Annotated in this window: 21 protein-coding genes and 3 pseudogenes; 9 read left to right on the forward strand and 15 right to left on the reverse strand. The window is 69.2% G+C overall.

Annotated features, from left to right (window positions below; translation table 11 throughout):
• Nucleotides 1-459 precede the first annotated feature (459 nt).
• From ACGFML_RS32475 to ACGFML_RS32490, 4 genes are all read right to left on the reverse strand, one after another.
• Nucleotides 460-990 carry a DinB family protein gene (locus ACGFML_RS32475; RefSeq protein ID WP_393549220.1) on the reverse strand — a complete coding sequence of 177 codons (531 nt, stop codon included), beginning with the start codon at nucleotides 988-990 and terminating at the stop codon, nucleotides 460-462.
• A gap of 146 nt (nucleotides 991-1,136) precedes the next feature.
• Entirely contained in the window at nucleotides 1,137-1,778 is a 642-nt protein-coding gene (locus ACGFML_RS32480) for a DUF1963 domain-containing protein (RefSeq protein WP_393549221.1), read from the reverse strand.
• Nucleotides 1,779-2,131: 353 nt separating this feature from the next.
• Nucleotides 2,132-3,637 (reverse strand): glycoside hydrolase family 43 protein, encoded by a 1,506-nt coding sequence (locus ACGFML_RS32485; protein WP_393549222.1) that lies wholly within the window; start codon nucleotides 3,635-3,637, stop codon nucleotides 2,132-2,134.
• Between the two features lie 352 nt (nucleotides 3,638-3,989).
• Complete coding sequence (locus ACGFML_RS32490; RefSeq protein WP_393549223.1) at nucleotides 3,990-4,682, reverse strand: hypothetical protein; 693 nt, start codon at nucleotides 4,680-4,682, stop codon at nucleotides 3,990-3,992.
• Nucleotides 4,683-5,129: 447 nt separating this feature from the next.
• Between ACGFML_RS32490 and ACGFML_RS32495 the strand changes: the two genes are divergently transcribed.
• Nucleotides 5,130-5,438 (forward strand): hypothetical protein, encoded by a 309-nt coding sequence (locus ACGFML_RS32495; RefSeq protein ID WP_393549224.1) that lies wholly within the window; start codon nucleotides 5,130-5,132, stop codon nucleotides 5,436-5,438.
• Nucleotides 5,439-5,652: 214 nt separating this feature from the next.
• Here the strand turns inward: ACGFML_RS32495 and ACGFML_RS32500 are convergent, their stop codons facing one another.
• Nucleotides 5,653-6,231 carry a dihydrofolate reductase family protein gene (locus ACGFML_RS32500; protein ID WP_393549225.1) on the reverse strand — a complete coding sequence of 193 codons (579 nt, stop codon included), beginning with the start codon at nucleotides 6,229-6,231 and terminating at the stop codon, nucleotides 5,653-5,655.
• A 278-nt stretch (nucleotides 6,232-6,509) separates the two neighbouring features.
• On the opposite strand from ACGFML_RS32500, the gene ACGFML_RS32505 reads away from it, so the two are divergent.
• Nucleotides 6,510-6,722 (forward strand): LysE family transporter, encoded by a 213-nt coding sequence (locus ACGFML_RS32505; protein ID WP_393549226.1) that lies wholly within the window; start codon nucleotides 6,510-6,512, stop codon nucleotides 6,720-6,722.
• Between the two features lie 276 nt (nucleotides 6,723-6,998).
• On the opposite strand, the gene ACGFML_RS32510 is transcribed toward ACGFML_RS32505, so the two are convergent.
• Nucleotides 6,999-8,033 carry a D-alanyl-D-alanine carboxypeptidase family protein gene (locus tag ACGFML_RS32510; protein WP_393549227.1) on the reverse strand — a complete coding sequence of 345 codons (1,035 nt, stop codon included), beginning with the start codon at nucleotides 8,031-8,033 and terminating at the stop codon, nucleotides 6,999-7,001.
• A gap of 531 nt (nucleotides 8,034-8,564) precedes the next feature.
• Here ACGFML_RS32510 and ACGFML_RS32515 point away from each other — a divergent pair.
• Nucleotides 8,565-8,840, forward strand: a complete 276-nt coding sequence (locus ACGFML_RS32515) for a recombinase family protein (RefSeq protein WP_393549228.1) — start codon at nucleotides 8,565-8,567, stop codon at nucleotides 8,838-8,840.
• A 339-nt stretch (nucleotides 8,841-9,179) separates the two neighbouring features.
• Here the strand turns inward: ACGFML_RS32515 and ACGFML_RS32520 are convergent, their stop codons facing one another.
• From ACGFML_RS32520 to ACGFML_RS32540, 5 genes and pseudogenes are all read right to left on the reverse strand, one after another.
• Nucleotides 9,180-9,608, reverse strand: coding sequence for a VOC family protein (locus ACGFML_RS32520; protein WP_393549229.1), 429 nt, complete (start codon nucleotides 9,606-9,608; stop codon nucleotides 9,180-9,182).
• Nucleotides 9,609-10,346: 738 nt separating this feature from the next.
• Entirely contained in the window at nucleotides 10,347-11,456 is a 1,110-nt protein-coding gene (locus tag ACGFML_RS32525) for a DUF475 domain-containing protein (RefSeq protein WP_393549230.1), read from the reverse strand.
• Nucleotides 11,457-11,480: 24 nt separating this feature from the next.
• Nucleotides 11,481-11,708: pseudogene (locus tag ACGFML_RS32530) on the reverse strand (TerD family protein); the annotation flags it as partial.
• Between the two features lie 379 nt (nucleotides 11,709-12,087).
• Nucleotides 12,088-12,354 carry a hypothetical protein gene (locus ACGFML_RS32535; protein WP_393549231.1) on the reverse strand — a complete coding sequence of 89 codons (267 nt, stop codon included), beginning with the start codon at nucleotides 12,352-12,354 and terminating at the stop codon, nucleotides 12,088-12,090.
• An 82-nt stretch (nucleotides 12,355-12,436) separates the two neighbouring features.
• Nucleotides 12,437-12,670, reverse strand: a complete 234-nt coding sequence (locus ACGFML_RS32540) for a hypothetical protein (RefSeq protein ID WP_393549232.1) — start codon at nucleotides 12,668-12,670, stop codon at nucleotides 12,437-12,439.
• Nucleotides 12,671-13,620: 950 nt separating this feature from the next.
• Between ACGFML_RS32540 and ACGFML_RS32545 the strand changes: the two genes are divergently transcribed.
• Both ACGFML_RS32545 and ACGFML_RS32550 read left to right on the forward strand, forming a co-directional pair.
• A complete protein-coding gene (locus ACGFML_RS32545) occupies nucleotides 13,621-15,780 on the forward strand; it encodes a prolyl oligopeptidase family serine peptidase (RefSeq protein ID WP_393549233.1) in 2,160 nt (719 codons plus the stop codon).
• Between the two features lie 98 nt (nucleotides 15,781-15,878).
• A complete protein-coding gene (locus ACGFML_RS32550; protein WP_393549234.1) occupies nucleotides 15,879-16,367 on the forward strand; it encodes a Rieske (2Fe-2S) protein in 489 nt (162 codons plus the stop codon).
• Nucleotides 16,368-16,665: 298 nt separating this feature from the next.
• On the opposite strand, the gene ACGFML_RS32555 is transcribed toward ACGFML_RS32550, so the two are convergent.
• The 4 genes and pseudogenes from ACGFML_RS32555 to ACGFML_RS32570 form a co-directional block, all read right to left on the reverse strand.
• Complete coding sequence (locus tag ACGFML_RS32555) at nucleotides 16,666-19,551, reverse strand: M48 family metalloprotease (protein ID WP_393549235.1); 2,886 nt, start codon at nucleotides 19,549-19,551, stop codon at nucleotides 16,666-16,668.
• Nucleotides 19,548-20,030, reverse strand: coding sequence for a hypothetical protein (locus ACGFML_RS32560; protein WP_393549236.1), 483 nt, complete (start codon nucleotides 20,028-20,030; stop codon nucleotides 19,548-19,550). Before ACGFML_RS32560 ends, ACGFML_RS32555 begins: the two co-directional genes overlap by 4 nt.
• A 710-nt stretch (nucleotides 20,031-20,740) precedes the next feature.
• Nucleotides 20,741-21,493: pseudogene (locus tag ACGFML_RS32565) on the reverse strand (M55 family metallopeptidase); the annotation flags it as partial.
• 114 nt (nucleotides 21,494-21,607) lie between these two features.
• Nucleotides 21,608-21,907 (reverse strand): annotated as a pseudogene (locus tag ACGFML_RS32570) (GNAT family N-acetyltransferase); the annotation flags it as partial.
• Between the two features lie 337 nt (nucleotides 21,908-22,244).
• Here ACGFML_RS32570 and ACGFML_RS32575 point away from each other — a divergent pair.
• The 4 genes from ACGFML_RS32575 to ACGFML_RS32590 all read left to right on the forward strand — a co-directional run bounded on the left by ACGFML_RS32575 (nucleotide 22,245) and on the right by ACGFML_RS32590 (nucleotide 26,133).
• Nucleotides 22,245-23,303, forward strand: a complete 1,059-nt coding sequence (locus tag ACGFML_RS32575; RefSeq protein ID WP_393549237.1) for a zinc-dependent alcohol dehydrogenase family protein — start codon at nucleotides 22,245-22,247, stop codon at nucleotides 23,301-23,303.
• Nucleotides 23,304-23,665: 362 nt separating this feature from the next.
• A complete protein-coding gene (locus ACGFML_RS32580; RefSeq protein ID WP_393549238.1) occupies nucleotides 23,666-24,397 on the forward strand; it encodes an SDR family oxidoreductase in 732 nt (243 codons plus the stop codon).
• A gap of 30 nt (nucleotides 24,398-24,427) precedes the next feature.
• Nucleotides 24,428-24,874: a cupin domain-containing protein gene (locus ACGFML_RS32585; RefSeq protein WP_393549239.1), complete on the forward strand. Its 447-nt coding sequence runs from the start codon at nucleotides 24,428-24,430 to the stop codon at nucleotides 24,872-24,874.
• Between the two features lie 290 nt (nucleotides 24,875-25,164).
• Nucleotides 25,165-26,133, forward strand: coding sequence for an alpha/beta hydrolase (locus ACGFML_RS32590; protein ID WP_393549240.1), 969 nt, complete (start codon nucleotides 25,165-25,167; stop codon nucleotides 26,131-26,133).
• Nucleotides 26,134-26,445: the final 312 nt, after the last annotated feature.

Consider the following 26,445-nt stretch of genomic DNA (forward strand, 5'->3'; position numbering starts at 1 on the left):
GGCCTCCCCGGCCTCTGCCACCTGCCACCTGCCACCCGCCACCCGCCACCTGCCACCTGCCACCTGCCACCTGCCACCTATGCTCACCGAACTCGCGGCGACCCGCCCGCGTCGGCCGGGGCGAATGCGCTATTCCTGCTGCTGCTCAGCGGCTCAAGATCACCCCATGGCCCGTTGTGGTCCCACCTCGGCGATATCCCGGGCACGCAGGTGACGCGAGGTGCCGTTCGCGCGAGATGACGCGGCCTGGCACGGATCGGTGGCGTGTGAGCACGCACCCGTGCCGGTCGCATGCTGGTGCTGCGCCGATACCTCGGCGCAGCACCAGCACCAGCACCAGCACCAGCACCAGCACCAGCACCAGCACCAGCACGTGCTAACGCGGCATGCGCGTGAAGCAGACACGAAGTCCGCAACGAGGCCCTACGGGGTGAGCGGGGCGGTGCAGCGGGCGCGTGGTCACAGGTCGTTGACGACGAGGTAGCCGTCGAGGCGTCGGACGTGGCCGCTGTCCGGGTCCGGCGGGAGTGCATGGCCGAGGTTGTCCGCGCGGACTTCGCCGATCCACTGGTCGTGCTGGTACTCGTGGTTGATGAGCGTGGTGAGCAAGTGGGTGGCGACGATGGTGAGTTGCTCCGGGGCCGTGACCTGCCCGGATGCGATGGTGCGCAGGCGGGCGTGGACGCGCTCGGCGACAGTGTCACGGAACGCGGAGAGCCGGTCGATGGTGGGCAGGGCCCCGCGGAACTTCTCCGGGTTCGCCGAGTCCATCAGCGCATCGAGCTCCGGGTCCGGGCTGGGCTCGGCCGCGGTCAGATTGCGGACCATGAAGTGGGCGACGTGGGCCTGGTGACCCAGGTGCCAGCCGATGGCACTGGAGTTCTCGTGCGGGCGCCAGGTCACCTCGTCGGGGGTGAGGTCCTTCCACAGGTCGTCGGTGTAGGCGCGAGCGCGGTCGTACTCGCGCAGCAGGGCGTCGATCCGGTGCATGCGGTCACCTTCCTCGGATGCGGTAGGGCAGGAATCACTGGGCGGGCACAGTGCTGTCGGGGGAGGTCGACAGGACCGTGTGCGCGGCCCGCGCCGCGGCGGCGAGGGCACCCTCCATGTGCCCGCGTAGTCGGGGGCGGACTCGGTCAGCACTGCCACAGGAACTTCGCGCGGCCACACGGTTCGCAGGCGAACGCATAGGCGCCGCCGCAGCCGCCGAAGTTCATGGCGGTGCTGTGGTCCGGCCCTTCCTCAAGCTGGACGATCAGCGGCATAGGAGTGGTGCACGAGGCGCAGGACGGGGTCTCATCGCCCTGAATCCAGGCGGGGCTGCCCCCGAGCTGGCCGAGCACGGATGATGCGGGGCGGTCGTTTCCCGCTGCCCACTCCCCGCCGGCCTGGTCGTAGTCGGGCTCGTCCACATGCACCAAGCCGACCGCCCGAACGGAACCGAGCAGAAGCAGTGCCTCATCGGCACCGCCTTCGGGTAGGGGCAGTGGCTCAAGGCCATCCGTCGGGAAGAGCAATGCCTGATTCCCGCCGGAGTCCGGCTCCCAATCCGCGCACATACCCAGGTCGTTCTGGCACGCGAACAAGACGAGGACTCCCCGGTCCTCCATCCCCTTCCCGAGGTCATCCAGGACCACCTGGGCGAGGAACTGCATCGGTCCATCGCACGAAGTACAGCAAGGCCACGGAGTGCCGGCCGGCGCCAGAGGCACTCCACCGGTCCGGGTCACCTGAGCAGTCGGCGCAACTGGGCCTGCATCGATCAAGAGAGTTGTCACGGCCAGGACTCTAGGACTTGTTCCGGTATCGCGACGGCCGGCGCTCCTTGCCCTCGGCGTGCCGGACGCGGGGCGTCTCCCTGTGACGCGTCGTCGGTCCGGGCGCGGCCGTCCGGCAGCCGAGATCGTGGCCCTGCTGCCCTGGTGCGGGGGTGACTCGGGGCTCGCCCGTCCCCCTTCTGATTCTGACCGCTGATGCGGTCTCGCGACGAGGAGGCCACCGTTGCCCGTGGTCGTCCCCTCCCCCGTCGGCGCCGCTGCTGCGGGCTATCGGTCGACTCGGCGCCGGCCCGCAGCGGCATCTGGCGCCCAACCACCGGACAGCCCGCAGCAGTCAGGCCGTCGGGGCGGTCTCAGTCGGTGTAGACCTCGGCCCGGTCCACGCTCACGAAGGATGCGGTGGACGGTGCGCTGTGTTTCCCGGTGACCCGAACGCGCAGAGTGTGCCTGCCGGAGGGCATTCGCGGGCTGAGGTACTGGAGCGTCTCGCCCGTCCGGGGCGACCCGTAGAAGTCGACGCGCTGTTCGGGGCCTCCGTCAACGCTGATGGCCGCGATGCCGTTGCCGGTGTCCTGTACGGACAACAGCGCGATACGGGTGCCGGTGAAGGTGAAGGCCGCAGTGTCGCCCGCCCGGTCGCTCCAGTGGTCGTCGCTCCAGAAGCACTGGGTCGCGCACCCCGTCCCCGACTTCCAGGCACCCTGGTAGGAGAGCTGGCCGGCTCCACTGGATCGGCCGTTGTCGTTGATCCAGTAATTGCCGTTGCCCGGGTCACCGGCAGGGAGGTCCTGCGTCGCGCCCAGGGCGACCGGCCGGCCCAGGTCCGGGCTGCCGTCCGTGTGCCAGCCGATCCGCTGGGCCCGGGTCGTGCGGTTGCTGTAAGTGTGACCCTCGGTCGTCTTGGCGTGGTAGACGATCCAGTCCTGGGTGCCGTCGGGTGATCGGAAGAAGGCGTGGTGGCCGGGGCCGTAGACCCCCTTGGCATCGTCGCGGCCGAAGACCGGGCCGGGATGCTGCTGCCAGTTGCCGGGCGTCAGGGGGTCGGCGTTGTCCGGCAGGGACAGCATCCGCAGCTGGTAGTCGGGCGTGCCGGTGTCGCAGGTCGAGTACGTCAGCCAGGTACGGCCGTTGCGGTGGAGGAACTCGGGGGCCTCGCGGACCTCCGGGCAGCCCCCGTCGGCCTTGAGGGCCACCGCGTCTCCGGAGACGGTGTACGGGTTCGCCATCGGGACGATGTTCAGACCGTTGTGCTGGTAGGGGTTGAGCCCCGAATACGCCAGGTAGAGCTTGCCGTTGTGCTGGAAGACGCTGGGGTCGATGGCGAAATCGTTCGCGTGGTGGGGCGGAGTCAGCTTCGCCTTGAAGTGGTACGGCCCCGCGGGGTCGCCGGCGGCGTCCGATTCCAGTACGTACAGCCGGTGATGGTCGTCCACACCGTCGTCGGCCGTGTAGTACATGTACCAGCGGTCCCCGAAACGGTGGAACTCGGCAGCCCAGATGTGCTGGTTGCGTGCGGGGTCCGTGTCCCGCCACACGGTCACCGGGTCCGCGTCGAGCAGCGTGCCGAGCGACGGCGAACTCCACATCTTGATGCTGTCGCCCTGGGTGGTGGTGAGGTGGTAGGTCCCTTTCGCATACGTCACGAAGGGGTCCGGCCCCGTGTTCAGCGGATTCCGGAACGTCCCCGCGGCCTTGACCGCCGACGTCTGCCCCTGCCCCGCCCTCACCCCCGCTCCTGCTCCTGCTCCTGCTCCTGCTCCCGGCCGCGGATTGCCCGCCTGATCCTGTACGGCCCAGGCCAGGCCGAGGAGCAGGGGGAGTATGGCTGCTAACAGGGCGATTTTCAGCTGACGAGGCATCAGCGAAACTCCTCATCGTGGCGCAATTGCTGGGGCATCGGGCTTGCATCCGGACGAATGTCGCCCGGCGGCTATGCCATAACAGCCCTCCCCCGGTGTCAGCAGGTCCCGCCACAAAGATCACGCGGGGTCGCGCCGTGGACCGGTGCCGGCGGTCCGACCGGCGGGCAGGACAGGCGACGGTCGTGGCGACGACGGCGACGGTGGCGGCGGTGGTGTGCGCAGGAGCAACCGGCCGGCCGAGATGACCGACAGCCCACAGGTGAGGAGCATCGGCACACCGCCCTGCCCCGCCGCCGGGCGACCGGCACGCGCCCGCACGGTGTCAGGCGCCTGTTCGCCGTTGGCGGTCTCAGCCGTCCGTGCCGTCGCCGGGGACAGCGTCGGCGGGGGCGGTGTGCCAGTTGGTGACGATGGGCTTGTCGACGGTGACGGGACCGGTGGAGACGCTCGCCGGGTTCGGGTCGGAGGCGCCGATGGCCGCGATGAGGAAGGTGAATTCGATGCCGTTGTTGTCGTTGCTGGTCTTGGGGTTGATCCCGGCGTAGACGGTCTTGGAGCCGGTGAGGGTGATCGCCGGGCCGACCGACTGCTCGGCGGGGTGCGCCTCAATGCCCTTGGAACCGAAGGAGATCGAGGGCAGGGCGCTGGGAATCGTGCAGGTGATGCCGGGCTTGGCTCGGGCGGACAACAGGATGTAGCCACCCGCCTGGGTCTCGGAACGCGCCGAGAACTTCAGGTCGTCGGCCCCACAAGCCTGCCCGTAGCCCTTCTTGTCGCCGGCCTGGGTCGACTCCGCGCCCGACGAGGACGAACTGCCCTTCGTCGACGTGCCACCGTTCGAGGGCGAACCGGCCGACTTGCCACTGCCGGAGTCGCTCTGGGACGCGGCGCTCGACGACTTCGCGGTGGCCTTGGCGTCGCTGTCGGAGCCCGACCCTCCATCGCCGGCCGGGCCGCAGGCGGTGACGGTCGCCGCGAGCGCCGCACCGGCGGCCGCGGTGAGCGCAACGCGTCGGATACGGGCGGTGTAGGTGCGGTTCACGGTGGTTCCTCGTTTCGTTCAGGGCCAGGTCGAAGGCCCGCTGCCTCCTCACCAGATGCCTCTATCCTCGGGCGCGCCCCTGCCGAACCGTTGTTGTTTCGCTTACGCGCGACTAACGCCCGCCCCGTTCGATGATCATAACGAAGCGGCCCAGACCTGCCGCGCAGCACAGAAGCGATGCCGCGGTACCGGATCGCGCGGCATCGTGACCGCAACACCGTCCGCGACCTCCTCGCTCACACCGTCCCCGTAAGCACCCACTGGATCGCCCCCAAAGACCCCAGCACGCACACCCCAACCGCCCGGCAGGACATCGGCCCACTCACCGACATCCACCACCTCCCCCACACCACCTTGGCGCGTATACCGCGTCCATTCGTTTAGTGATCGTTTATTGAGGCTCGGCAGGATGTGAAGTGTCGAGAAGGATCCTTCACAGGGGACGGTATGGCCAAGCTCTATCTGGAGAAGCTCAAGTGCGTCACGACTGAGGGCTGGAGCGGCTTCGACGAGCAGCGCCTTGTTGTCCAGCATCGTGGCACTGTGTGGAATGGGACGGTGCTGGGAGACCGGATGTACACCGTCAAGTACGACTGCGACTTCACGGGAACGATTGCCGTCTCTCTCGGGGAGGTCGGCGGAACAGTCGGGGACGGCGAGCTCGGGGAGCAGTGGATCACTGATACGCCTGGTGAGCGCAGTCTGCGCTTCAGAGCGGATGGTGCTGAGTACAACCTGCTGTATGCGGTGGAGTAGGCAGCGCGAACCGAACGAGGCGCCGGCGGAACCGACGTCGCCGTCGGGCCGGGCGCGCCACCGCCTGACTGCGGCATGCCGATATCCGACCGCGGACCGGGGCCGGTTGACCGATTGTCGGCTCCGGCCGAACGTGGGAGGCCGTGATCGCCTCCTGGACCCCACGTGTCTTCGGCATCACCATCAACGGTGGGAGCGCGGGTCGGGATCGTGATCAGACATGCAGGGTGGGCCGGTAGATGAGCTCCTGGATGTGGCCGTCGAGGGTCCGGCGCTCGATCAGCTCGAGGTCGAAGTCGGCCGCGCCCTGGAAAATCGGGTCCAGCCCGGTCTGACCGGTGATCACGGGGAAGAGCGTGACCTGGACACGGTCGACCAGACCGGCGGCCATCAGCGCCCGGTTCATCGACAGGCTGCCGTGTGAGCGCAGCGGTACCTCGGACTCCTCCTTGAGCCGGGCGACGACATCGACGGCGTCGCCGCTCACGACGTTCGCATCCGGCCAGTCGAGGGGTCCTTCCAGTGTGGTCGACACCACCGTTGCCGGCAGGTTCCTCATCCGTGTGACCCATGGGTCACGCACCTCGGACTCCTCGGTGCTCGAGGCCAGCATCTGCGCGAACGCCCGATAGGTGGTGGCCCCGAAGACCATCCGCTGCTCCTCGCCGTACAGGGCGAGGCGGTGGTCGAGGAGCTCGGGTCCTTGCTTGCCCCAGTAGCCGGTCCAGTGGCCGCTGGCGCCGCCGAAGCCGTCGAGGCTGGAAAAGACGTCGAACGTGTAGGCAGCGGACATGATGCCCTCCTCGAGTGCGGTTGGTCGCGTGTCTGGATACAGACTGCAGACCCAGGCGAAACTCATCGCGCGACACGGCGGGCGAGAAGGAGTGCGTGGCGCGCCGATCCACAGATCTTGGCTGTCCGTCCCCCACGGCCACCGCAGGCCACCGTCGTCCGCTGTCCCGCGAGCGGGCACCGTGCGCGTGGCCAACGTCGAGCCGACGGGAGCGCGTGCCGGAGCGCGTGCTGAGTGCGTGCTGAGTGCGTGCGGGATCCGAACGATCGCTCTCAGCGGTGATCACGTACGCCGGTGCGGCCTATCTCGTGTGGCTGGGCGTGCGGAAGTGGCGGGCCGCTGGACACACCCTCGATGCGACCTCACCAACGACACCTCCGCGGTTCTGGACGGATGGTTCTGGACAGGTGGTTCTGGACGGATGGTTCTGGACGGATGGGGCGCTCGGGTTGTCGATGACGCTGTCCAACCCGATCGCCATCGTCTTCTAGTCGGCCTGGACAGGAGCGCAGCGGCAGTCCTCCTCGGTTCCGGCCTCCTCTTCGCGACACGGTGAGACCGCAAGGGGTCGTGTCTTGTTTGGCGGCCGGCGGCCATCACGCCGGGCGCCGGAACCGGCCCCAGGGTGGGCGAACCATCCACGCCCGTCTCCCCGGCAGCGGGGCCTGCGTAGTGGGCGTGCCCTGGGGCTGGGTCATGGGCCGGCGGTGCCGCGCGCGGTACGCGTGGTACGCATGGTGCGGGTCAGCGCCGGAGGCGATGCCCGCTCAGTGGGCGAAGCCCCAGTCGAGCATCTTGGTGGCGTCGTCGAAGCGGCCCTGGTCGTCCTTGAGGATCGCGCCGACCAGGGTGCGGTTGTCCCGCTTGGCGGCGAAGACGACGCAGTAGCCGTCCTCCGGGCCGCTGCCCGTCTTGATGCCCAGAGCACCGTCGTAGGTGCTCAGCAGCTTGTTGGTGTTGTCCCAGGTGTAGTACCGGGTGTGTCCGTTGGCCGCCGGGGCCTCGGCCTTGAACTGCTTGTTCTTTACGACGTCGGCGAACACCGGCTGCAGCATTGCGCGCTGGCCGAGCTTGGCCAGGTCGCGGGCGGTGCTGTGGTTGTTGCCGTGCGAGATGCCGTCGAAGGTGTCGAAGTGCGTGCCGGTCAGGCCCAGTTGTTGCGCCTCGGCGTTCATCTGGTCCACGAAGTCAGCGATCCGCGCGTCCTCGGTGTCCCCGGAGCCGAAGTTGTCGGCCAGGGCCATCGCGGCGTCGTCGCCGGACGGGATCAGCATGGCGTGCAGCAGCTGCTGCACGGTCAGCGTGTCGCCGGTCTGGAGGTCGGCGGTGCTGCCGCCGACCTTCTGGACGTAGTCCCGGTACTCCTGCTTCACCGCGATCTGCCGGTTCAGCCACTCCGGATGCTTGAGCACCACCAGAGCGGTCATGATCTTGGTGGTGCTGGCCATCGGCACGCTCTCGTCCGCCTTGGCCCCGCCCCACAGCTCCCGCTCCTGGCTGCCGTCGCGAGCATCCAGCAGGAAGGCGTGGTCGGCGTTGATCTGGGGACCGGCCTGGTCCTTGACAGCGTGCTGCGCCGCCTGCGCAGACTGGAACTGCTGTTGCGCGCCCGGGTTCTGGGCAGCCGTTGTGGTGGCCTCGCCACCCTGCTGGCCGCTGTCGTCTGCGGAGTGCGTGGCGCCGGGGGTCGCCGCCTCGGCGAGGCCGCCGGCGGTGATCGGCAGGGCGGCACCGACAAGTGCGACCATCGCGATCCGGACTCCGGTGCGGTGTATTCGGTTGGGGCGGGCGTGGGAACCCATGGGGCGTCGCTCCTCCCGGCGCAGGCACGCCGGTGCGTAGTAGAAACTCGGTTCACGGTGAACTTACTTGTGCGATGACAGCGACCGTCAAGCGGGCTACGTCATAGCCACGTAACGGGGTTGGCCTCTGTGGATGTGTTGTGCAGGTGACTGGTGGGTCCCGTGAGACTGCTCGCGCGCAGCGCCCGGACCACTCCCCTGGGTCACTGGTTCGGGCACTGGTATGACCGCTGCAAGAGGGCCCTGATGCTCCGCCGTCACGCCGTTACGTCGTTACGTCGTCACGCCCTCACTCAGACCGCTCCGACCATTGCCCTGGCGGGCTTCGCCGGCCCTGCCACGGCCTCCGCCGCGTTCCACTCCGACCTTGAGGTCTGCGACTGGCCCGAGAACATCAGGAAACGAACGGATCATCAGGAAGAAGCACGCGCCTACAGCGTCCGGCACCACCATGGAGTCCGGTGCCGGGTGCCGCTGCGCCGGCATGCAATGTAGCGAGACGGGGCCCAAGGGGTCCGTAGGCTCCACGGCATGACCGTCTACGGCTACGCACGAACCGACTCCACGCAGATGGACGAGCAGGCCGACGAGCTTCTCGCATCAGGCTGCACCCATGTCTTCTCCGACCTTCGGACCTGTGGGGATGCGCCGGGCTCTGGATGGCGGGAGTTGGTGGACACGGCGCAGGCAGGTGACACAGTGCGCGTCGTCAGTTGGACCCGGCTCGCTCACAGTGCCGAGACCGCCCTGCTCATCCAGGCGTCCCTGACGAGCCTTGGCGTCCACGTGGAAACCATCAAAAGGTGAGCGCGGGACCGGCAGCGGATCGCGGGCTGGCTGCGGCACCCGTGCCTCAGCCACGCCCGCACCGCCACCGCGGACTCCGTCGTCAGTGCCGGAGGGTGTAGCGGGTCAGGCGCGACCGGGCATCCTGCTCAGTGAGCCCGAGGGCCTTGCCGACCACCTCCCCGACAGGGCACCGCCGTCCCGGCACCGACAATCCGTCAGGTGGCCACCAGCGGCGATCTGTGCACAGTCGCACGATCCTGCACGGATGCTCCTCAGGCCCCGACCCTGCCCGGCTGCCCCTGGCAGGGGCCGGAGCGACAGACGTGTGTGCGAGAACGAGGACAGGTCCGCGGCCCCTCAGTCGATACAGAAGTCGTTGCCCTCGATGTCCAGCATCGGGATGCACGCATCATTGCCGTCGTACAGCGTTTGCACATGTACCGCGCCGAGCGGCACCAGTCGCGCGCATTCGGCCTCAAGTGCGGCGAGACGCTCTTCACCCACGAGTCCGGTGCCGACCCGCACATCAAGATGCACCCGGTTCTTGACCACCTTCCCCTCGGGAACGCGCTGGAAGTACAGTCGCGGGCCCACACCTGAGGGATCTATGCAAGCGAACCACGCATCCCGCTGCTCAGGCGGCTGCGAGCGCTTGAATTCGTCCCACGTGGCAAACCCCTCCGGTGGCGGCGGCACGACATATCCCAACACCTCGCACCAGAAACGAGCGAGGCGCTCAGGTTCTGCGCAGTCGAAGGTGACTTGGAACTTCTTGATCGACGTCATCGGTCCACCCTATTGGGGCGTGCCGTCCGTTCACGGAGATCCCGGATTTCATCGCCGTGCGGGTGGAGGTCTCGCGTGACATGAGTAGCGCCAACGGAGCAGATCACCTGAGACGACGAGCGAATCGGACCAGATCACCTGAGGCCAGGGCCGATTCACATGAGGCGGGACAGTGGCCGATCGGCACGGGCGGGACGCGCGCGGGCCGGCAGCCGCTGTCGCATCCGATCCGGTCGCCGCAGTTCAGAGCCGTATGGTCGACTCACTTCGCTGACCGTGGACATCGGCTCAGCGGCTTCGGAGGTGAGAGAGCCTCTATGGCTCAATTTCCGTTAAGCACACGCGGTGAGTGACGGCTGGCACTGGTTCGGGCCTCTGGAGAGTTGCCTGAAAATGCTCAGCCGCCGCCGTGGTGGGGCGGGCAGTTCACGGCCGTGGAGGAGATGACGCTCCGGCTGAAGGAGCAGCTGTTGTTCCCGTCGGTTGTGGATATGGCGGTGCCATCTGCGGGCACGTTCGTCGAGCAGATGCCGGGGCTGACCCGGAAATACAACGGTCGACCGAGCGTCTGGGTTCGACGCCGGCGTCGGTCGGTCTCGCGCTCGCGGGCAGGGCCGGCGCCCGGATGGCCGGCGTCCTCGGGGTGCCGGTCAGCCGCAGCACTGCGCTACAGCCGACCGGCGCATTGCCCGAACCGGAGCCACCGGGCGGCCCTGCGGCCCGCGCCGGCGGCCCGGCTCAGACGCCGGAGGAGACCTCAACCTTCTCGTTGGGCCCCGTGTCCTTTCCCTCGGCTGCCCCTGACCTGCGGTTGCGCTGGACCGAGGAGAAGAAGGACCAGGCGATCAGGACGACGCCGACGAGGCCCGTGATGACCTCGTGGATCTCGTACTGGATGGTGACGAGCAGGATCGCGGCGAGGGCGCCGATCGCGTAGTGCGCGCCGTGCTCCAGATAGACGTAGTCGTCGAGGGTGCCCTGGCGGACCAGGTAGACCGTGAGCGAGCGGACGTACATCGCGCCGATGCCGAGACCGAGCGCCATCAGGACGATGTCGTTGGTGATCGCGAAGGCGCCGATGACGCCGTCGAAGGAGAAGGACGCGTCCAGGACCTCCAGGTAGAGGAACATGAAGAACGCGGCCTTGCCGGCCATCACGACCGCCGGGACCTTCTTGCCGCTTCTCTTGGCCTCTTCCTCGGCCTCGTGCTCACGCTCCTCCTCTTCCTCGAGCTTGTTCTCGAAGTAGCCGGAGAGGCCGCCGACGATCAGGTAGGTGATCAAGCCCGCGACGCCGGCGATCAGGGCGGTCTCCGCCTTGTCCGCATGCATGCCGCCGTGCTGGTGGGCGTTGGTGGCGAAGGTCATCGCGGAGACGAGCAGCACAATGAGCGCGATGCAGACGGAGAGCATGTCGACCTTGCCGAGCTTGGCCAGCGGACGCTCCAGCCAGCCGAGCCACTTGATCTCGCGGTCCTCGAAGATGAAGTCGAGGAAGATCATCAACAGGAACATGCCACCGAAGGCGGCGATCGACGGGTGGGCGTCGGTCACCAGCTGCTGGTACTTGTCCTTGTCGTCGAGCGCGAGCCGTACCGCTTCGATCGGACCGATCTTGGCGCTGATGGCGACGATCACGACCGGGAAGACCAGGCGCATGCCGAAGACCGCGATCAGGACGCCGATGGTGAGGAAGATCTTCTGCCAGAAGGCATTCATCTTCTTCAGGATCCCGGCGTTGACCACGGCGTTGTCGAAGGACACCGAGATCTCGAGGATGGACAGGATCGCCACGATCCCGAAGCCGGTCCACCCCCCGTAGAACACCGCCGCGACCAGACCGAGCACGGCTCCCCCGCGCCGCACCTGGCTTTACGAAACATTGACCCCGAAGTCTAAAGCGCTGCCTCGCAGCCCTGACACATAACCCCGGCCAACGCGAATCTTCCACTCGCCGCCGTGCCGGTAGACCTCGCCGAAGGTCAACGCCGTCTCCGTGGACGCGACTTCACTGAGGTCGTAGCGGGCGAGCTCCTGGCCGTCGTCCTGGTTCACCACGCGGATGAACGCGTTGCTGACCTGGCCGAAAGTCTGCTGTCGCTTCGTGGGGTGTAGTTGGGGTGCGGTGTGTGGGGTGCGATGTGTGGTGTGCGATGTGTGGTGTGCGCTGGGGTGTTCCCGGTTGATTGAGATCGTGTGTGGGCGGGCTTGTCAGGGGGATCGGTGGCCCGGTCTGGGAGTATCTCGTTTTCGGTGAGAGCGCCTGGGCTGTCCCATGTAGGCGCCACGCCTCAAGGGCTGGCAGCGTTTCCCTGGTTCGCTCGACGTCGTTTCTGCGCGCATATCGGACCGGACCGCTCGACGTCGGCGGCCTCCCACCCCCGCTGCCGCGGCCCTGGCCCGCTGATACGTGGCAGCCGGTCCGGGCCCCTGCGTGCGAAGCGGAGCCACGGACCGGCCGACGCGTCAGACGGTCGCCCTACACCCTGAAATAGTCGTTCCAGGCGGCGACGAGCGTCTGACGGACGGATTGATCGGCGTGTTGGGCGGCCTGATTGAACGTGCCGGTCACGCCGTAATAGTAATAGGCGCCGTCATTCGTCGCCATATGGTCATCGCTCGGATTGTCGACGTGGCGACTGAAATGGACGTTCGTAAATGCCGCGACGGCGGTGGACACGTAGTACACCCAGTTCCCCGTCAAATTCTCCATGGCATTTGCGATACGCCAGTCCTGCATGGGCACGACGATCCCCCTCTTTCGGTTCGGTCCGGTCCGGTCCAGTCCATTCCGGTCCGGTTCGGTTCGGTCCGGCTCGGTCCGCGGATCAGACCTCGGACAGTGTGATGTCACCCGTGCTGCTGACCGTCATCTGGTAATCCTGCGGGCTGCGCTGGACGTTGGCGAGGACGAACTCGCCCTTGCCGTCGTCCCACTCCCCCTTCACCTTCCAGTCGTCGTCCCAGAGGATGCACCGACCCCGTCCGGTCTGCACGCTCAGCGGCTTGTCCTTGTGCTGCGAGATCCACGCATAGGCGGAACTGTGCGACCTCGGACTCACGGACTCACTGTCTCCGGCATGTTCTTCATTAACAAAAGAAACGTAGGCGTTCGACTGATTGTCGCAACCCCTGATTCCCGTGGTCATGCAGGTTCCTTTCTTGGAGCCGAGCTCCCCCGGGCCGCACATCCCCAAAAATTCTGCGCGGCGCAACTTCCGAATGGCGTCGTGGAAGTAACTGCCCGTCGGATTTCCCAAAGAAACACGAAGAGTAATGGCTATAGTATTCATTATGGCTGAATAGAAGCCCTTGCTGGGGGGCGCGTGGGCAGCGTGCGGCTGTTCCGCCTCCGGGGCGAGAAAGCGCCGACGAGCGGACCGTGTGTGACCGGCGCCAGGAAGGCCAGGACGGCAACGGAGGCCACGAAGGCAGCCCCGTTGCCGATCACCAGACGCAGGAGGCAGCCAGGCTGCGGAGGCGGCGAGTACCGCGAACGTCAGTGGCCACGGTCGTCGTCGAGCCAGCCGAAAATCGCCGGGCCGCGCCGCTCCTGATCATGCGTCAGGGTCTTGGTGGAGTCGCCCCCACGAGGCCGTCGACGGCCCGACGTCCTGGCCCTCGCCGACGCCGTGCTCGCGCCGTGCTCGCCACCGGAACCACCGATCAGTGACGGAGAGGTTCAAGGCCATGTGCCGGTGCCGGAGCCGGTGCCATGTGCCGGAGCCAGAGCCGGAGCCGGAGCCGGAGAATATCCAAGAGCCAGAACGAGCAGCGGCACCATCCACCCACTCCATGGACTGTGCAAGGGCTTCACGACGGTGTCGACGTTGGGCGCGTGGTGTCGTAGCGGTGTCCGCGACAGCACTCAGCGCATGCTCGCGGTCCTCGGAGTCGCAGATGTTCCGTTGTGCCTCCGCCCTTCCGCTCCGCGCTCTTTTGTGCCTATACACCCAATGGAGGATCACTTCCCCCAGGGCCGCCCCACCGGACAGCCCTGCACACCAGCGCCATGGAGGACAGCACTTTGGATGCCACGTCGGACGCCACGTCGGACGCTACGTCGGACGCCACGTCGGAGACCGGAAACCGGGAAGCGGACGGTTTTCCCCGGCAGTTCGCGCGCACCCGCCGCTTCTCACTCGGTGTGCCGCGGCAGTTCACCGTCTCCCCCGACGGACGGCGGGTGCTCTTCGTCCGCACGGGCTCGGGCGTCGACCCGGTGGGCCGGCTGTGGCAGTACGAGGACGGCACGGAGCGGTTGCTGGCGGATCCGGCACGCTTGGTGGGCGCCGGTGCCGAGAAGGTGCCCGAGGCGGAGCGGCTACGGCGCGAGCGGGCCCGCGAGCGCTCGGTGGGCGTGGTCGCGTACGCCGCGGACGACGCCGCCCACCTGGTGGCCTTCGCGCTGTCGGGGGCGCTGTGGGCGGTGCGTACGGACGGCGGCGCGCCCTTCCCGGTACCGGCGGCCGGCCCGGTGGTCGACCCCCGGCCCTCCCCCGACGGACGGCACATCGCGTATGTCACCGGCCGGTCCTGCCACGTCATCGAGCTGGACGGCGCCGACCGGCCCCTCGCGCAGAGTGAGGGGCCGGAGATCTCCTACGGGCTCGCCGAATACACGGCCGCCGAGTCGATCGGCCGGTCGCGCGGCTACTGGTGGGCGCCGGACAGCCGCCGCCTCCTGGTGGCCCGAGTCGACACCTCCCCCATGCAGCGGCGCTACCTCAGTGACCCGGCCGACCCCACGAAGCCGCCGCGCGCGATCCGCTATCCGGCGGCGGGCACCGCCAACGCCGAGGTCACCGTGCACGTGCTCGCCCTGGACGGGGAGCGGGTGGCGGTGACGTGGGACCGGGCGGCGTACGAATATCTCGTCGACGCGCGCTGGGACGCCCACGGGCCCGTCCTCGTCGTACAGAGCCGTGACCAGCGCACAGTGCGCACCCTCACGGTCGACCCGGCGACAGGTGCCACCGAAGTGCTCCACGAACGGACCGATCCCGCCTGGGTGGAGCTGGTGCCCGGCACCCCGGCCCGCACGGCCTCGGGGGCCCTGGTGCTGCCCGAGGACACCCCCGCCACCCGCTACCTGACCGTCGGCGACCACCGGGTCACGCCCGACGGGCTGCAGTTGCGGGAGGTCCTCGGCGTCGAGGGCGAGCGGGTGCTGTTCACCGCGAGCGAGGACCCGACCGAGACCCATGTGTGGTGCCACGAGCCGGACCGCGGGATCCGGCGGCTGAGCCGGGAGCCCGGGCGGTTCACCGGTGCCGCGCGGGGCGGCACGGCCGTCCTGGCGGGGACGACGGAGCGGGGCGCCGACGTGCGGGTGGTGCGCACCGGTCCCGGGGACGACGCGCCCCACGGAGCCATCGCCTCGCTCGCCGAGGAACCGGTGCTGACGCCGCGCCCGCTCCTTCTCACGCTCGGCGCAAGGGAGTTGCGCGGGGCACTGCACCTTCCGTCATGGCACCGGGAAGGCGGCGGGAGACTACCGGTGCTGCTGGACCCGTACGGCGGGCCGGGCCTGCAGATCGTGGGGCGGGGCCTGGACTGGCCCCCGTACGTGTCGCAGTGGTTCGCGGAGCAGGGCTTCGCGGTCCTGGTGGTCGACGGGCGCGGGACGCCGGGACGGGGGCCCGCCTGGGAGAAGGCCGTGCACGGCGACCAGCTCACGCCCGCCCTGGAGGACCAGGTGGATGCGCTGCGGGCCGCCGGGGACCGGTTCCCCGACCTGGACCTGACACGGGTGGGGATCCGCGGCTGGTCGTTCGGCGGCTTCCTGGCGGCCGCCGCCGTGGTGCACCGGCCCGATGTCTTCCACGCGGCGGTGGCCGGCGCCCCGCCCACCGATATGCGGCTGTACGACACCCACTGGAAGGAGCGGTTCCTGGGGCACCCCGACGAGTACCCGGAGCACTACGCGCGCTCCTCCCTGGTCGGCCACGGCCACCGACTGCGCCGCCCGTTGCTGCTCATCCACGGGCTCGCCGACGACAACGTGGCGGCCGCGCACACCCTGCGCTTCTCGGCGGAGCTGCTGGCAGCGGGCAGACCGCACACCGTGCTGCCGCTGCCCGGCGCCACCCACAGTCCCACCGACGACACCGTCAACGAGAACATGCTCCGCTTCCAACGCGATTTCCTGCGCGACGCCCTGAGGAACTGAACAGCGCCGCCCGCCGCGCCGTACTCCCCACCGACCGCGTTCCCTCCGGAGGGAACGCGGCAGGCCCGACCGAACGCACCAGGAACCGGAGGCACACCATGGCTCGACAGGAATCGGCGGAGCGGGCGGCAGCGGAGCGGACGGCGGGAGCCGCGCGGCGGACCGTCGTCGCGGCGGCGGGGGCGGTGGGGCTGACCGCCGCCCTGGCGGCGTGCGGCGGTGGCTCCGATGCCGGCGGGGACAAGGTGGCGGCCGACCCCGGGACGAGCGGGTCCGGTGGCGCTGCGGCTGCCGGCTCCGGAGCGGCCCTTTCGAAGACGTCCGAGATCCCGCAGGGCGGCGGCAAGATCTTCAAGGCCGAGAAGGTGGTGGTGACGCAGCCGGAGGACGGCGAGTTCAAGGCGTTCTCCGCGATCTGCACCCACGCGGGCTGCGTCGTCGGCGAGGTTTCCGGCGGCACCATCAACTGCATGTGCCATGGCAGCAAGTTCGACATCGCGGACGGCAGCGTGAAGGAGGGCCCGGCCACCAAGGGCCTGCCGTCCGCCAAGGTGAACGTCAAGGGAGGCTCGGTCACCCTCGGGTGACGACGCGGCCCCCAGCCGCCCTGGAGCCGGCGCCCCGGCGCTTGTGCTGTCGCGGGCGCCGCTCAGGCCGCTGGGGAGCATCTGGGGTTCGCGACCCGTCGCTCTGCTTGCCGTCCCAGAACTCAACGTTCGGCGGAACTCCCCGCCGATGACCACCCTGGGAGACCGTCTCCGACACGCTGCCAGGGCCCGGAAGATCGTCCGGGCCCTTCGGTGCGCATCGTCGTGTGCCGGCGGGCCGGACACTCTCGTGCGCACCCCTGCACTCCTCGCCCCCTCATCGGGCGTGCCGTGGGAGCTACTTGGTCTGCGAAGTGGCGGCAGTTCTGATGTCCTGGACCGTGGTGCCGAAGGTTCGCATTCCGCTGACGACCTCGTTGAGGGATTTGGTGAAGAGGCGCTCGCGCTCCGCGTCGGTCCGGTGCGGGGTGCCCTTGCGCGGGACGGTCGCGTCCTGGCAGTCCTGGGCCCCGTGGTACACCTGGTTCAGCGCGCGGGACCAGTTCTTCTGGAGGTCCCGGCCCGGGACGGGGAAGTAGTCCCGGGCCTCCTCGACCCGCCGGCCCAGGGCGCCGCAGAGGCGGTGGAATGCCTTCTCGTCGAGCGTGACCTTCCCGTCCGCGTTGCGCTTCCCCGAGGCGGCCTCGAGGAGTTCGGAGTTCAGGGTCAGCGAGGCGGCGTTGATCCGCTGTGCATGCCGGGTCCCGCCGTTGTTCAGCCAGGACGCCGCCTGCCAGGAACGGGTCTGCGGTGCCTGCGCCGGCGGGGTGGGCCCGCGTTGCTTGCCGGCCGCATCGGCCGCGTCCTGCCACAGGCGGGAGTCGTCGGGGGCGGATGCCTGGGTGAAGGTCACGGCGGCCAGCGCCACCGCCGGTGCGGCAAGCGTGAGAAGCGTGCCCGTCTTCAGGAGCATCGACGGCGGGCGGACGGCCGCGTTCGAGGCCGGTTCTGCGGCGTTGTCCGCGGTCGGCCGGCCGCGGAACCGGCGCACCGCCCACGCCAGAGCCGCCCCCACCAACGCCGCGCAGGCCGATCCGAGGACGGCGTTGACGAGCGTGAGGGAGGTGACCTGGCCGTCGATGGTCAGGCCGTTGGTGGGGCGCCACCGGCACACGTCGAAGGCGGTGTTCAGCGGCCCCAGGCAGCCGTCGGCGGAGAAGAGCAGGAACACCTCGGCGTAGGCGAGCAGTTGGACCACCTGCGCGGCGAGCAGCCCCCGCAGCAGCCAGTGCCGGCGCACGCGGGCGGCTACCACGGCAGCCGTCAGCAGGCAGGCCGCCAGGACCGTCACGGTCACCCACCACACATGGACGACGGCGGAGGGGCCGGCCCGCCCCTCCGCCGTCGCCGGCCGCGACTGGTTCATCATGAGCTGGGCCAGGACCAGACCGGCCCCGCACACCAGGGCTCCGACGAGGCCGGCGCCGAGCGTCCGACGCAGCCGCAGCCCTGTGCCCGTCGGGCCCGTGCGCTGGAGCAGGGCGAGGGTCAGCGGTACCAGCCACATCAGAAGCGTGGCGGCCCCGACCAGGATCTTGCCGCTCAGCGGAGTGAGGAGGGCGAGGCCGGTGGTGAAGGCCGAGAGGTCGGGGCCGTAGCCGTGCCAGTCGCCCGGGATGGTCCGGGCGTAGTACGCGGTCAGTTCCGCGACCTGGTTGTCGAAGGCGCCCAGCGCGAGCGCCTTGCCCCCCGTCTGCCACCACCGCAGCCCGGCCCACAGCACCGTCGCGGTCACCAGCGCGCAGCCCACCGCGGCTGCCCAGCGCTGCCCCTGCCGGGGCAGGGCGAGTGCCAGGCGCAGGGACTGGGACCACCACACCGCGGGCACGGCCGCGATGAGCGGGAGGGCGAGCAGGTACTGGGGCCGCGGCAGCATCCAGTCGAGCCGGTACTGGCCGCTGGACACGAACTCGCCCAGCAGCAGGCCGAAGCCGAGCCAGAGGCCCGCCACCGCGGCGGACCGCCCGTCTCCGTCGGCCGTGCCCGAGGCCCGAACGAGCGGCAGTCCCAGGGCGAAGCAGAGCACCGGGGTCACCGCGCCGGTCGTGATCCATAAGGAGCCCGGGCCGTCGGACAGGACCGGAAGCGTCGCCAGGCACTGGTAGAGGAGCGCCGCCGAGATCCCGGTGACGAACATCGCCAGGGGGCTGACCCGGGCCAGGCGGTCGGCGTCGGCGAGCGCTCGCCGACGCTCTTCCCACCGCGGGTGGGTCCCGAGCAGCGCGGTCAGCCGGCGCAGCCACGGTGCCACGGGGGCGGCGGGGTCGGGGCGCTGCCAACTGGCGGCGTCCGCACCCCAGGCGACTGCCCGGCGATCGGCGAACAGTTCGCGCCGCCGCAGCAGGTCGGCCCGGGCGAGGTGCACCAGCCCGGCCAGCAGGAGTCCGACCAGCACGGGGGCCAGCAGCATGGGCGCAGCGGCGGGCCACCACGGGGACTTGAGGCCGGACAGCGCCAGGATGAGGATCCAGCCGGTCACGGCGAAGGTCGGGATCAGGGCGAGCAGGACGTAGGCCCGCCAAAGGGCCGTACTGGCGTAGGCGTAGTCCACGTCGCGGTGGCGCACATGCGCGAGTTCGTGCAGGACGACGGCGCGGAAGCCCTCGGGGTCGGTGCCGAGCCGGGGGAGCAGACCGGAGTGCAGGGAAACGGTGTAGCTCCCGGAGCGGCCGTAGACGCTGGCGCTGGACGTCATCCGCGCCGGGTCGACGCAAAAGCGCAACCGCGCGCGGACGCCGGTGCGGGCGCACAGCGCGGCGAGTTCGGCCCGCAGCGTGCCGTCGGCGTCGACGGTTTCGAGCGGCACCATCCGGCGCCACCGCTCGCGAGCCACCGGCAGCCACCAGTACAGCCCGGCCGCGAGGGCCAGCAGCACCAGGGTGGCGAGGGCGCCGCGGTACGGGACGAGCGTGTCGTCGTTGATGCACTTCTGCAGGGTGCCCGGCCGGCTCATGGCCGTCAGGAGGTTCTCCACATCGCTGCTGCCGGGGTCGAATCCGGCGGCGTACATGCACCCGCTCGGGCCGTTCAGGCCCTCCCGTCCGTCGCGCAGGCCGACGAGCACCGGGACGTCCTGGAGCAGGGTGTCGAGCGTGGGGATGCTCGACGCCACAACGAGGACCATCAGCAGCGCGAAGCGGGGGCCGGTCCCGGTCGCGCTCCGGAGCGCGGCGAGGGCCTTCACGAGGCGGTGCCAGGGGGTTCGGGGTGGTCCTCGTCGGCCGCAGCCGCCGTCGCGATCCGCGCCACGACGCTGTCGGCCAGCGCCTCGGCCTCCCGGCGGTCGGCGCCTCGCTCGGTGGCCTGTTCCACGATGTGTGCTCTGACCAGCGCCAATTCGCCGGGATCCAGCTCGATCAGCGTGCGGTTCGCAGTGCCCGGTGGCCGGCGCAGCAGCCTGCGCACGCCGGCCCGGCCGCGCGCCAGCACACCCTCCGTGGCTTGGTCGACCGTGCGGCGGGCCGCCTGGTCGAGGACGAGCCAGATGACCGGAGTGACCAGCGCGGACACTTCGGCATAGCCGAATCCGAGCGGCTCCCGCTTTTGCCCACCCCCGGCGAGGGTGCGCACGACCCGGTCGTCGTCCAACGCCCGCAGGCTGTCGACGAGCGGCAACTCGTGCGCCGCGTGCTCCGCCACCACTTCGCGCACCAGATCGCGCACATACAACACCGTGCAACCCCCGTACTCAGCAGTCCAGTTCAGCCATTGCAGCACCATAGGGGGACCGGAGGTACCCCTGGATGAGACAACGGTGACAGACCCGCGGCAAAGGCGTGAGCCGAAGCGGACGAGCCGTCAGCCGATGCCACTGACACCACTCGCCCGATCACAAGATCAGCTCCAGAGCAGAACTGCGTGACCGTCGACAGCGCCGAGCGGGGGCGAGTTCCCATCGAAGTTGCTGGTGCTCCTCGGTGAGCCGCCGGATGCGTGCGTCGGCGGTTTCGAGGCGTTGCAGCAAGGAAGCGTCGGAGGTGCGCTGACGTGTGGGCATCGGGGATCCGGGGTCGTGGCGGTGTGTTGCCCGTAGCCGCTCAATCCCTGCGCGCGGGTCCGGCTACGCATGGAGCAGAAAGGACCGGGATACTCGGGTGGAACTCCAGCGCGGGGTCCAGGCCGACGGCGTCCCTCGAATACGTCGACGACGTGCAACTCCCGTTGCCGAACGCCGGCTTCGCCGAGCCGACAGCCCACTCCCGAACTCCGCACCCCCGACCTGCTTCGGCCCGCGGGCCGACGGGCGCCGCCGCGTGCCGCGCCGGCGGGCGGCGACGGCGGGCGGCGACGGCCTCCAGCACGTTGGCCGGCTTCGCCCGCACGTCGGCACTGAGGCAGCGGATGCCGGCGCCGCGGCCACCGCAGGGCGAAGGGGTGCCTTGTGCCTGTACGGTCCGGGCATCTGCCAAGGTGACGCCCGGGATCCCCAGGAGAGTCGAGGCAACGGAAGCCGACTGCCAGCGGACCGTGAGGGTGGCGGGGGCCACCGCGGCGGCTGGAGCCATCGGTGGCGCGGAGAGACGCGCAGCGACCGCTTTCTCGATGGCTGCATGCGCTTCTTCCGGCGGCCGCAGATCGGCCGAGAATCGGTCCCGTGCATACTTCACGGCCACGGTCGTCACCGAGGAGTCCCATTCCGCCATCTCTGTGCAGGCACGGTCGTCACCGGTGAGGACCGCCACCGGAACCCCGATGGCGGCTGCGGTGGCGTGGGCCAGGCCGATCTCGCCCACAGGCCGGTCGTCCAGCCACATGTCTTCGATCTCGTGACCCATAAAGCTGTGGCTCAGGACGCCGAGCTCGCCGGCCCGCGAGTGGTAGCCGACGAAGACCGCGGTGTCGTGCTCGGAACTGAGTCCTTCGAGCATGAGCATCTGTTTCGGTTTGCCGCGGATGAGGCGCGCCGCCGGATGCAGCGACTCGGGCAGGAGGTTGCGCATCGGGCCGTGCGCGTCGTTGACGGTGATGTCGGTGGCACCGGCCGCGACAGTGCCGCGGATGGCAGCGTTGACGTCCTCGGCCATCAGCAGCCGTCCACGTTCGTAGTCCCGACCGTCGGGCTGGACATCGTCGGCATCCACCAGCCCGGTGACACCCTCCATGTCCGCGCTGATGTGGATCCGCACTGCGCCGGCTCCTCAAGCTTGATCGTGGGAGGCGACGCCCGTCGCACCTGCTCTGGATTCCTTCACCGGCTCACGATCATCCGGTTTCCGCCTGGACCAGCACGCGCGTCCAGCTCAACCGGGCGGTGTGACCGAGGACCACACGCCGAACCACTGCTCGGCGCCGTACTCCTCGAAGCGCTCCACCTCGGTGAACCCCAGCTTCGCCGCGAGGCGCATCGCGCGGTCGTTGGCGGTCTGGGTACAGAGCACCACCGGCTCGCTGGGGAGTGTGTCGGCGAACCAGTCGAGTGCCGCTGCGCACGCCTCGGCGGCGTACCCGCATCCCCACGCCTCCGGCAGGAACAGGTAGCCGAGCCCGGCCTCCCCGGCGTCCGGACGGACGTGACCCGGATGCTCTGCGCCGCGCGGATCGAACGTGATCATGCCGGCCGTGCGACGGTCATGGATCCGCCTACCGGCGCGTCGGTCGCCGCAGCCGACGGGTCTGCGGTCGCTGGGCAACGCGGCGACTGCGCGGTGGCCGGCCGGGGCATGCGTCATCGTCCGCCGCCAGGAATCTTTCCGGGGCCGGGCGTAGCGTGAAATGGCGGGTTCACCATCTGAACCAGAGGTCCGGAGCCTGGATGCCGACGAGGTTGCCGGCACCAGCATTGAGCGTCGTCTTTGTCCACACCACCGCCGAGTGTGTCGGGCGTTGAGGGACGAAAGGTCACTGCTGAGGGACGAAGGGTCACTCATGCCTCATTCCATGCGCGCGCTCGTCGCCGGAAAGGGCGGCGAGCCCACCGATGTCCTGCGGCTGGAATCCCGGCCTGTTCCCACGCCGGAAGCCGGTCAGGCGTTGATCCGTGTGAAGGCGACTCCGATCCATGCCAGTGATCTGCACGTGCTGCGTGGCCGCTACGGCTTCTCCCCCGAGTTTCCCGCTGTCGGGGGGCACATGGAATGCGTGGGCCGTATTGAGGCCCTGGGTCCGCACACCGAGGGACTCAAGGTCGGCGAGCGTGTGGTGGTCGCTGCCGTACCGGCGGTACCCGGGCCCCATGTGGCCGGAACCTGGCAGGAATACCTTGTTGCCGATACCCGAAGGCTCCTGCCGGTCCCCGACCGTCTGAGCGACTCCAGCGCCTGTCAACTCGCCGTCAACCCCTTGACCGCGCTGCTCCTCGTGACGCGTGAACTCGAACTACAGCCGGGTGAATGGCTGTTGCAGACGGCGGCGGGCTCCACTGTCGGCCGGCTCGTCATCCAGCTGTCCAGGCATCTGGGTATGCGCACGATCAATGTCGTGCGGCGACGTGGTGCCGTTGAGGAGATCAAAGCGTTGGGTGGTGACGAGGTCATCTGCACCGAGGACGAGGACCTGTTGCAGCGTGTGGCTGAGACAGCGGGGCCGGCCGGCGTGCGCAAGGCCATCGACTGTGTCGCGGGACCCGTAGGTGCCCAGGTGTCCCAGGCATTGGCTCCGGGGGGAGAGGTCGTGGTCTACGGCGCGCTCTCCACCCATCGGCAGACCGATCCGGCAGCGCTGACGATCCCGCTGCAGGCTCGCTCGGTGATCTACGAGACCAAAGTGGTCCGTGGCTTCTGGCTGAACCGCTGGTTCGGCACTGCCTCGTCTGAGGATGCGCTGCACGCGCTGTCCCAGGTCCGCAGTCTCGTCGCTGATGACGTGCTGAACATCCCCCAGGGCCGACCGTTCCCGCTCGAACGCTTCACCGAAGCCATCGCGCTTGCCGAAACACCCGCACACGACGCCAAGCCACTCTTCGTCTTCGAAGACGGCCCGGACAAAGGCGAAAGGTAGAAGGCGGAGGGCGAAGGGCCAAAGGCGAAGGGCGAAGGGCGAAGGGCGAAGGGCGAAAGGCGGGAGAAGTGGCCCCGCCGGCGCGGCCTTGCCGCGCTGCGACCGCGGCGCGGCAAGGCGCCGCCAACGCTCACAGCGCCGCCCGGCGCGGGCAGACCCCACCGAAAGGGCGTCGCAGCAACCACCGTCGCAGCGACCACCAGCACTCCCAGGGATGGCCCTTGCGTCACGTGCCGTCAACGACGAGGCCGTAAGCAAGCAGCGCCACCAGCAAGCCGGCAGTGCACGGCCCAGCGTGCGCCGTGCACGGCATCGCCGCAATCTGGACGCATGACCTATCGGTGCGCGACGAAAGGTGGCCCATGAAGTTCGCAGTCATCGGCGGTACCGGTCTGATCGGGTCGCAGGTCGTGAAGAAGCTGAACGCCGCCGGGCACGAGGCCGTGCCCCACTCGCCGACCACAGGTGTCGACGTGATCACCGGCCAGGGCGTGGAGGAGGCGGTGGCCGGCGCGGACGGCATCGTCAATCTGACGAATTCCCCGACCTTCGACGACGCCTCTCCCGCCTTCTTCCGGACCTCGATGGACAACCTCCTGGCCGCCGGCCACAAGGGCGGGGTGGGGCACTTCGTCATCCTCTCGATCGTCGGCGCGGACCAAGTGCCCGACCTCGCCTACTACCGCGCCAAGGTCCTGCAGGAAGACATCCTCAAGGCCGGGCCGATCCCCTATTCGATCGTCCACGCCACCCAGTTCATGGAGTTCATCGATGCCTTCATGTCCTGGACCACCGAGGGCGACACCGTCCGCCTGCCCACCACCCCACTCCAGCCGATCGCCGCCCGGGACGTCTCCGACACCGTCGCCGAAGTCGCCGCCGGTACCCCTCTGAACGGAACCCTCGACGTCGGCGGGCCCGACGTTCATCCCCTCGACGAACTCGGCCGGATCACCCTGAACGCCCGACCCGACGGCCGCACGGTCGTCACCGACGACACCGCCGGCATGTTCGCCGCCGTCGAGGGCGATGTGCTCACCACCAAGGGCGACGCACGCATCGCCCCCACCCGCTACACCGACTGGCTCGCCTGACCCGGCCGGCCCACCACTGGAGACCTCGCCATGTCGAACGACGAACAGCCGGCAGGCAGCGCCGAGAGTCAACCGCGCTCGGAGGCATGGAAGACGGCACTCACCGTGCTGCAGTCGGCGAAACCGCCGTTCGTTCCGGAAGGGGCGGAGGCGATGACGGTTCTCGTCGAGTTCCCTCCCGGCGATCCCGGCACCCCTCCGCACCGGCACTCGGGACCTGCCTTCGGCTACGTGCTCGAGGGGGAGATGCTCTTCGAGCTGGAAGGCGAGCCGGAGCGGGTGATCAAAGCCGGGGAGACGTTCTGGGAGCCTGGCGGCGATGTCATCCACTACCAGGACGGAAACAACCGGACGGACTCCCGGAGCCGCTTCCTCGTCACCATGATGTGCGCGCCGGGTCAGCCCATGCTCACTCTGGTCGACGACGAGGAGCTGGCCCGGCGCCGGCACCTACGAGCTCCCCACCCCGGCACGTGACCCGCCACTGACAGTCGGGACCTATCGGTGAGCCCGTCGCCGAGGAGGCCGTGTCGTCACCGAGCCGAGCACCCGGCGAGCGGATGAGACGGCTCCTGGGAATGCATCTGCGGAGGTCGGGCAATTACAATGGCCAATAGACAAATGTCCGCATCAAGGGCGTGAACAAGGGCGGGGGCTCTGCCGACCGCCCCGCGGCCCGGGCAGCGCGGCGCCCTCCAGCGCCCCGCGCTCTCTCCAGCGCCCCGCGCCCACTGATGCGCTTCTCGGATTTCCCAGGGAGCATTCCCATGGCTGGTCAAACCGCCTCAATCATCCTCGAGCCCGAGGCACAGGAGCTCGCCGACGCGACCTCGCACCATCCGTTCCTGTACGAGCTGGACCCGACCGCAGCGCGCAAGGTGCTCGACGACCTCCAGGCCGCGCCGGTCGACAAGCTGCCGGTCGACGAGGAGTGGGTTTCGGTTCCGGCAGCAGTGGGCGATGTACGGGTACGCCTCGTCAAGCCGCAGGGCGCCACCGGAACGCTGCCCGTGGTGTTGTACATGCACGGCGGTGGCTGGGTGCTGGGGAATGCCGATACCCACGACCGCCTGGTGCGCGAGTTGGCGGTCGGCGCCCGTGCGGCAGTGGCCTTCGTGGAGTACACGCCGTCGCCCGAGGCGCACTATCCGGTGGCCATCGAGCAGGGCTACGCCGCCGCGCAGTGGATCGTCCGCGAGGGGGCGTTCAAGGGGCTGGATGCACAGCGCATGGCAGTGGCCGGGGAATCGGTCGGCGGGAACATGACCGCCGCACTCGCCCTCATGGCCAAGGAGCGCGGTGACGTCACGTTCGTCCAGCAGTCGATGTACTACCCGGTCACGGATGCGGCCATGAACACCGGCTCCTACGACCAATTCGCCACCGGCTACTACCTGAGCCGCAAGTTGATGGAATGGTTCTGGGACGCCTACACGACCGACCCGAACCAACGCGCGGAGATCACCGCGTCTCCCAACCACGCCACCGTCGAGCAGCTCTCCGGCCTGCCGCCCGCCCTGCTGATCGTCGACGAGGCCGATGTGCTGCGCGACGAGGGTGAGGCGTATGCCGCCAAGCTCCGAGCAGCCGACGTTCCGGTGACCACGGTGCGCTACGACGGCACGGTCCACGACTTCATGATGCTCAACTCGCTGAGTCACTCCAAAGCCGCCCGCGGAGCCATCGACCAGGCAACGTCGTTCCTGCGCAACGCCCTTGGAACCGACCGGGCCTGACTGGTCGTTAGGTATGTGACGCGTAGCGGACTCCGACAGATGCCCGTGTCCGGTTCGGGGTTCGGGGTTCGGGGTTCGGGGTTCGGGCCGAGCGACGTCACCCAGATACGGCAACCGGGGCCACAGCCGCTGCACGGCTGGCCGCGGTTGTCGCTGGCCGTAGACCCCGCCCGCTCTATTGGATCTCAGAGCATGATCCCGAACCTGCCGTCAGCAGCTATGTGCAGGGGCACTCCGCACTGCGCCTTCATCCGCCGACCGCACCGCGACCACCCGTAGGACCCCTGATCGACCGGACAAGCCCGTGGTAGG

The sequence above is a fragment of the Streptomyces sp. NPDC048650 genome (assembly GCF_043199095.1).
Lineage (GTDB): Bacteria > Actinomycetota > Actinomycetes > Streptomycetales > Streptomycetaceae > Streptomyces.

Coding starts and splice junctions, on each gene's coding strand:
- ACGFML_RS32475 (WP_393549220.1), bottom strand. CDS start 990: ATGCACCGGATCGACGCCCTGCTGCGCGAGTACGACCGCGCTCGCGCC.
- ACGFML_RS32485 (WP_393549222.1), bottom strand. CDS start 3,637: ATGCCTCGTCAGCTGAAAATCGCCCTGTTAGCAGCCATACTCCCCCTG.
- ACGFML_RS32495 (WP_393549224.1), top strand. CDS start 5,130: ATGGCCAAGCTCTATCTGGAGAAGCTCAAGTGCGTCACGACTGAGGGC.
- ACGFML_RS32500 (WP_393549225.1), bottom strand. CDS start 6,231: ATGTCCGCTGCCTACACGTTCGACGTCTTTTCCAGCCTCGACGGCTTC.
- ACGFML_RS32510 (WP_393549227.1), bottom strand. CDS start 8,033: ATGGGTTCCCACGCCCGCCCCAACCGAATACACCGCACCGGAGTCCGG.
- ACGFML_RS32515 (WP_393549228.1), top strand. CDS start 8,565: ATGACCGTCTACGGCTACGCACGAACCGACTCCACGCAGATGGACGAG.
- ACGFML_RS32520 (WP_393549229.1), bottom strand. CDS start 9,608: ATGACGTCGATCAAGAAGTTCCAAGTCACCTTCGACTGCGCAGAACCT.
- ACGFML_RS32545 (WP_393549233.1), top strand. CDS start 13,621: ATGGAGGACAGCACTTTGGATGCCACGTCGGACGCCACGTCGGACGCT.
- ACGFML_RS32550 (WP_393549234.1), top strand. CDS start 15,879: ATGGCTCGACAGGAATCGGCGGAGCGGGCGGCAGCGGAGCGGACGGCG.
- ACGFML_RS32575 (WP_393549237.1), top strand. CDS start 22,245: ATGCGCGCGCTCGTCGCCGGAAAGGGCGGCGAGCCCACCGATGTCCTG.
- ACGFML_RS32580 (WP_393549238.1), top strand. CDS start 23,666: ATGAAGTTCGCAGTCATCGGCGGTACCGGTCTGATCGGGTCGCAGGTC.
- ACGFML_RS32585 (WP_393549239.1), top strand. CDS start 24,428: ATGTCGAACGACGAACAGCCGGCAGGCAGCGCCGAGAGTCAACCGCGC.
- ACGFML_RS32590 (WP_393549240.1), top strand. CDS start 25,165: ATGGCTGGTCAAACCGCCTCAATCATCCTCGAGCCCGAGGCACAGGAG.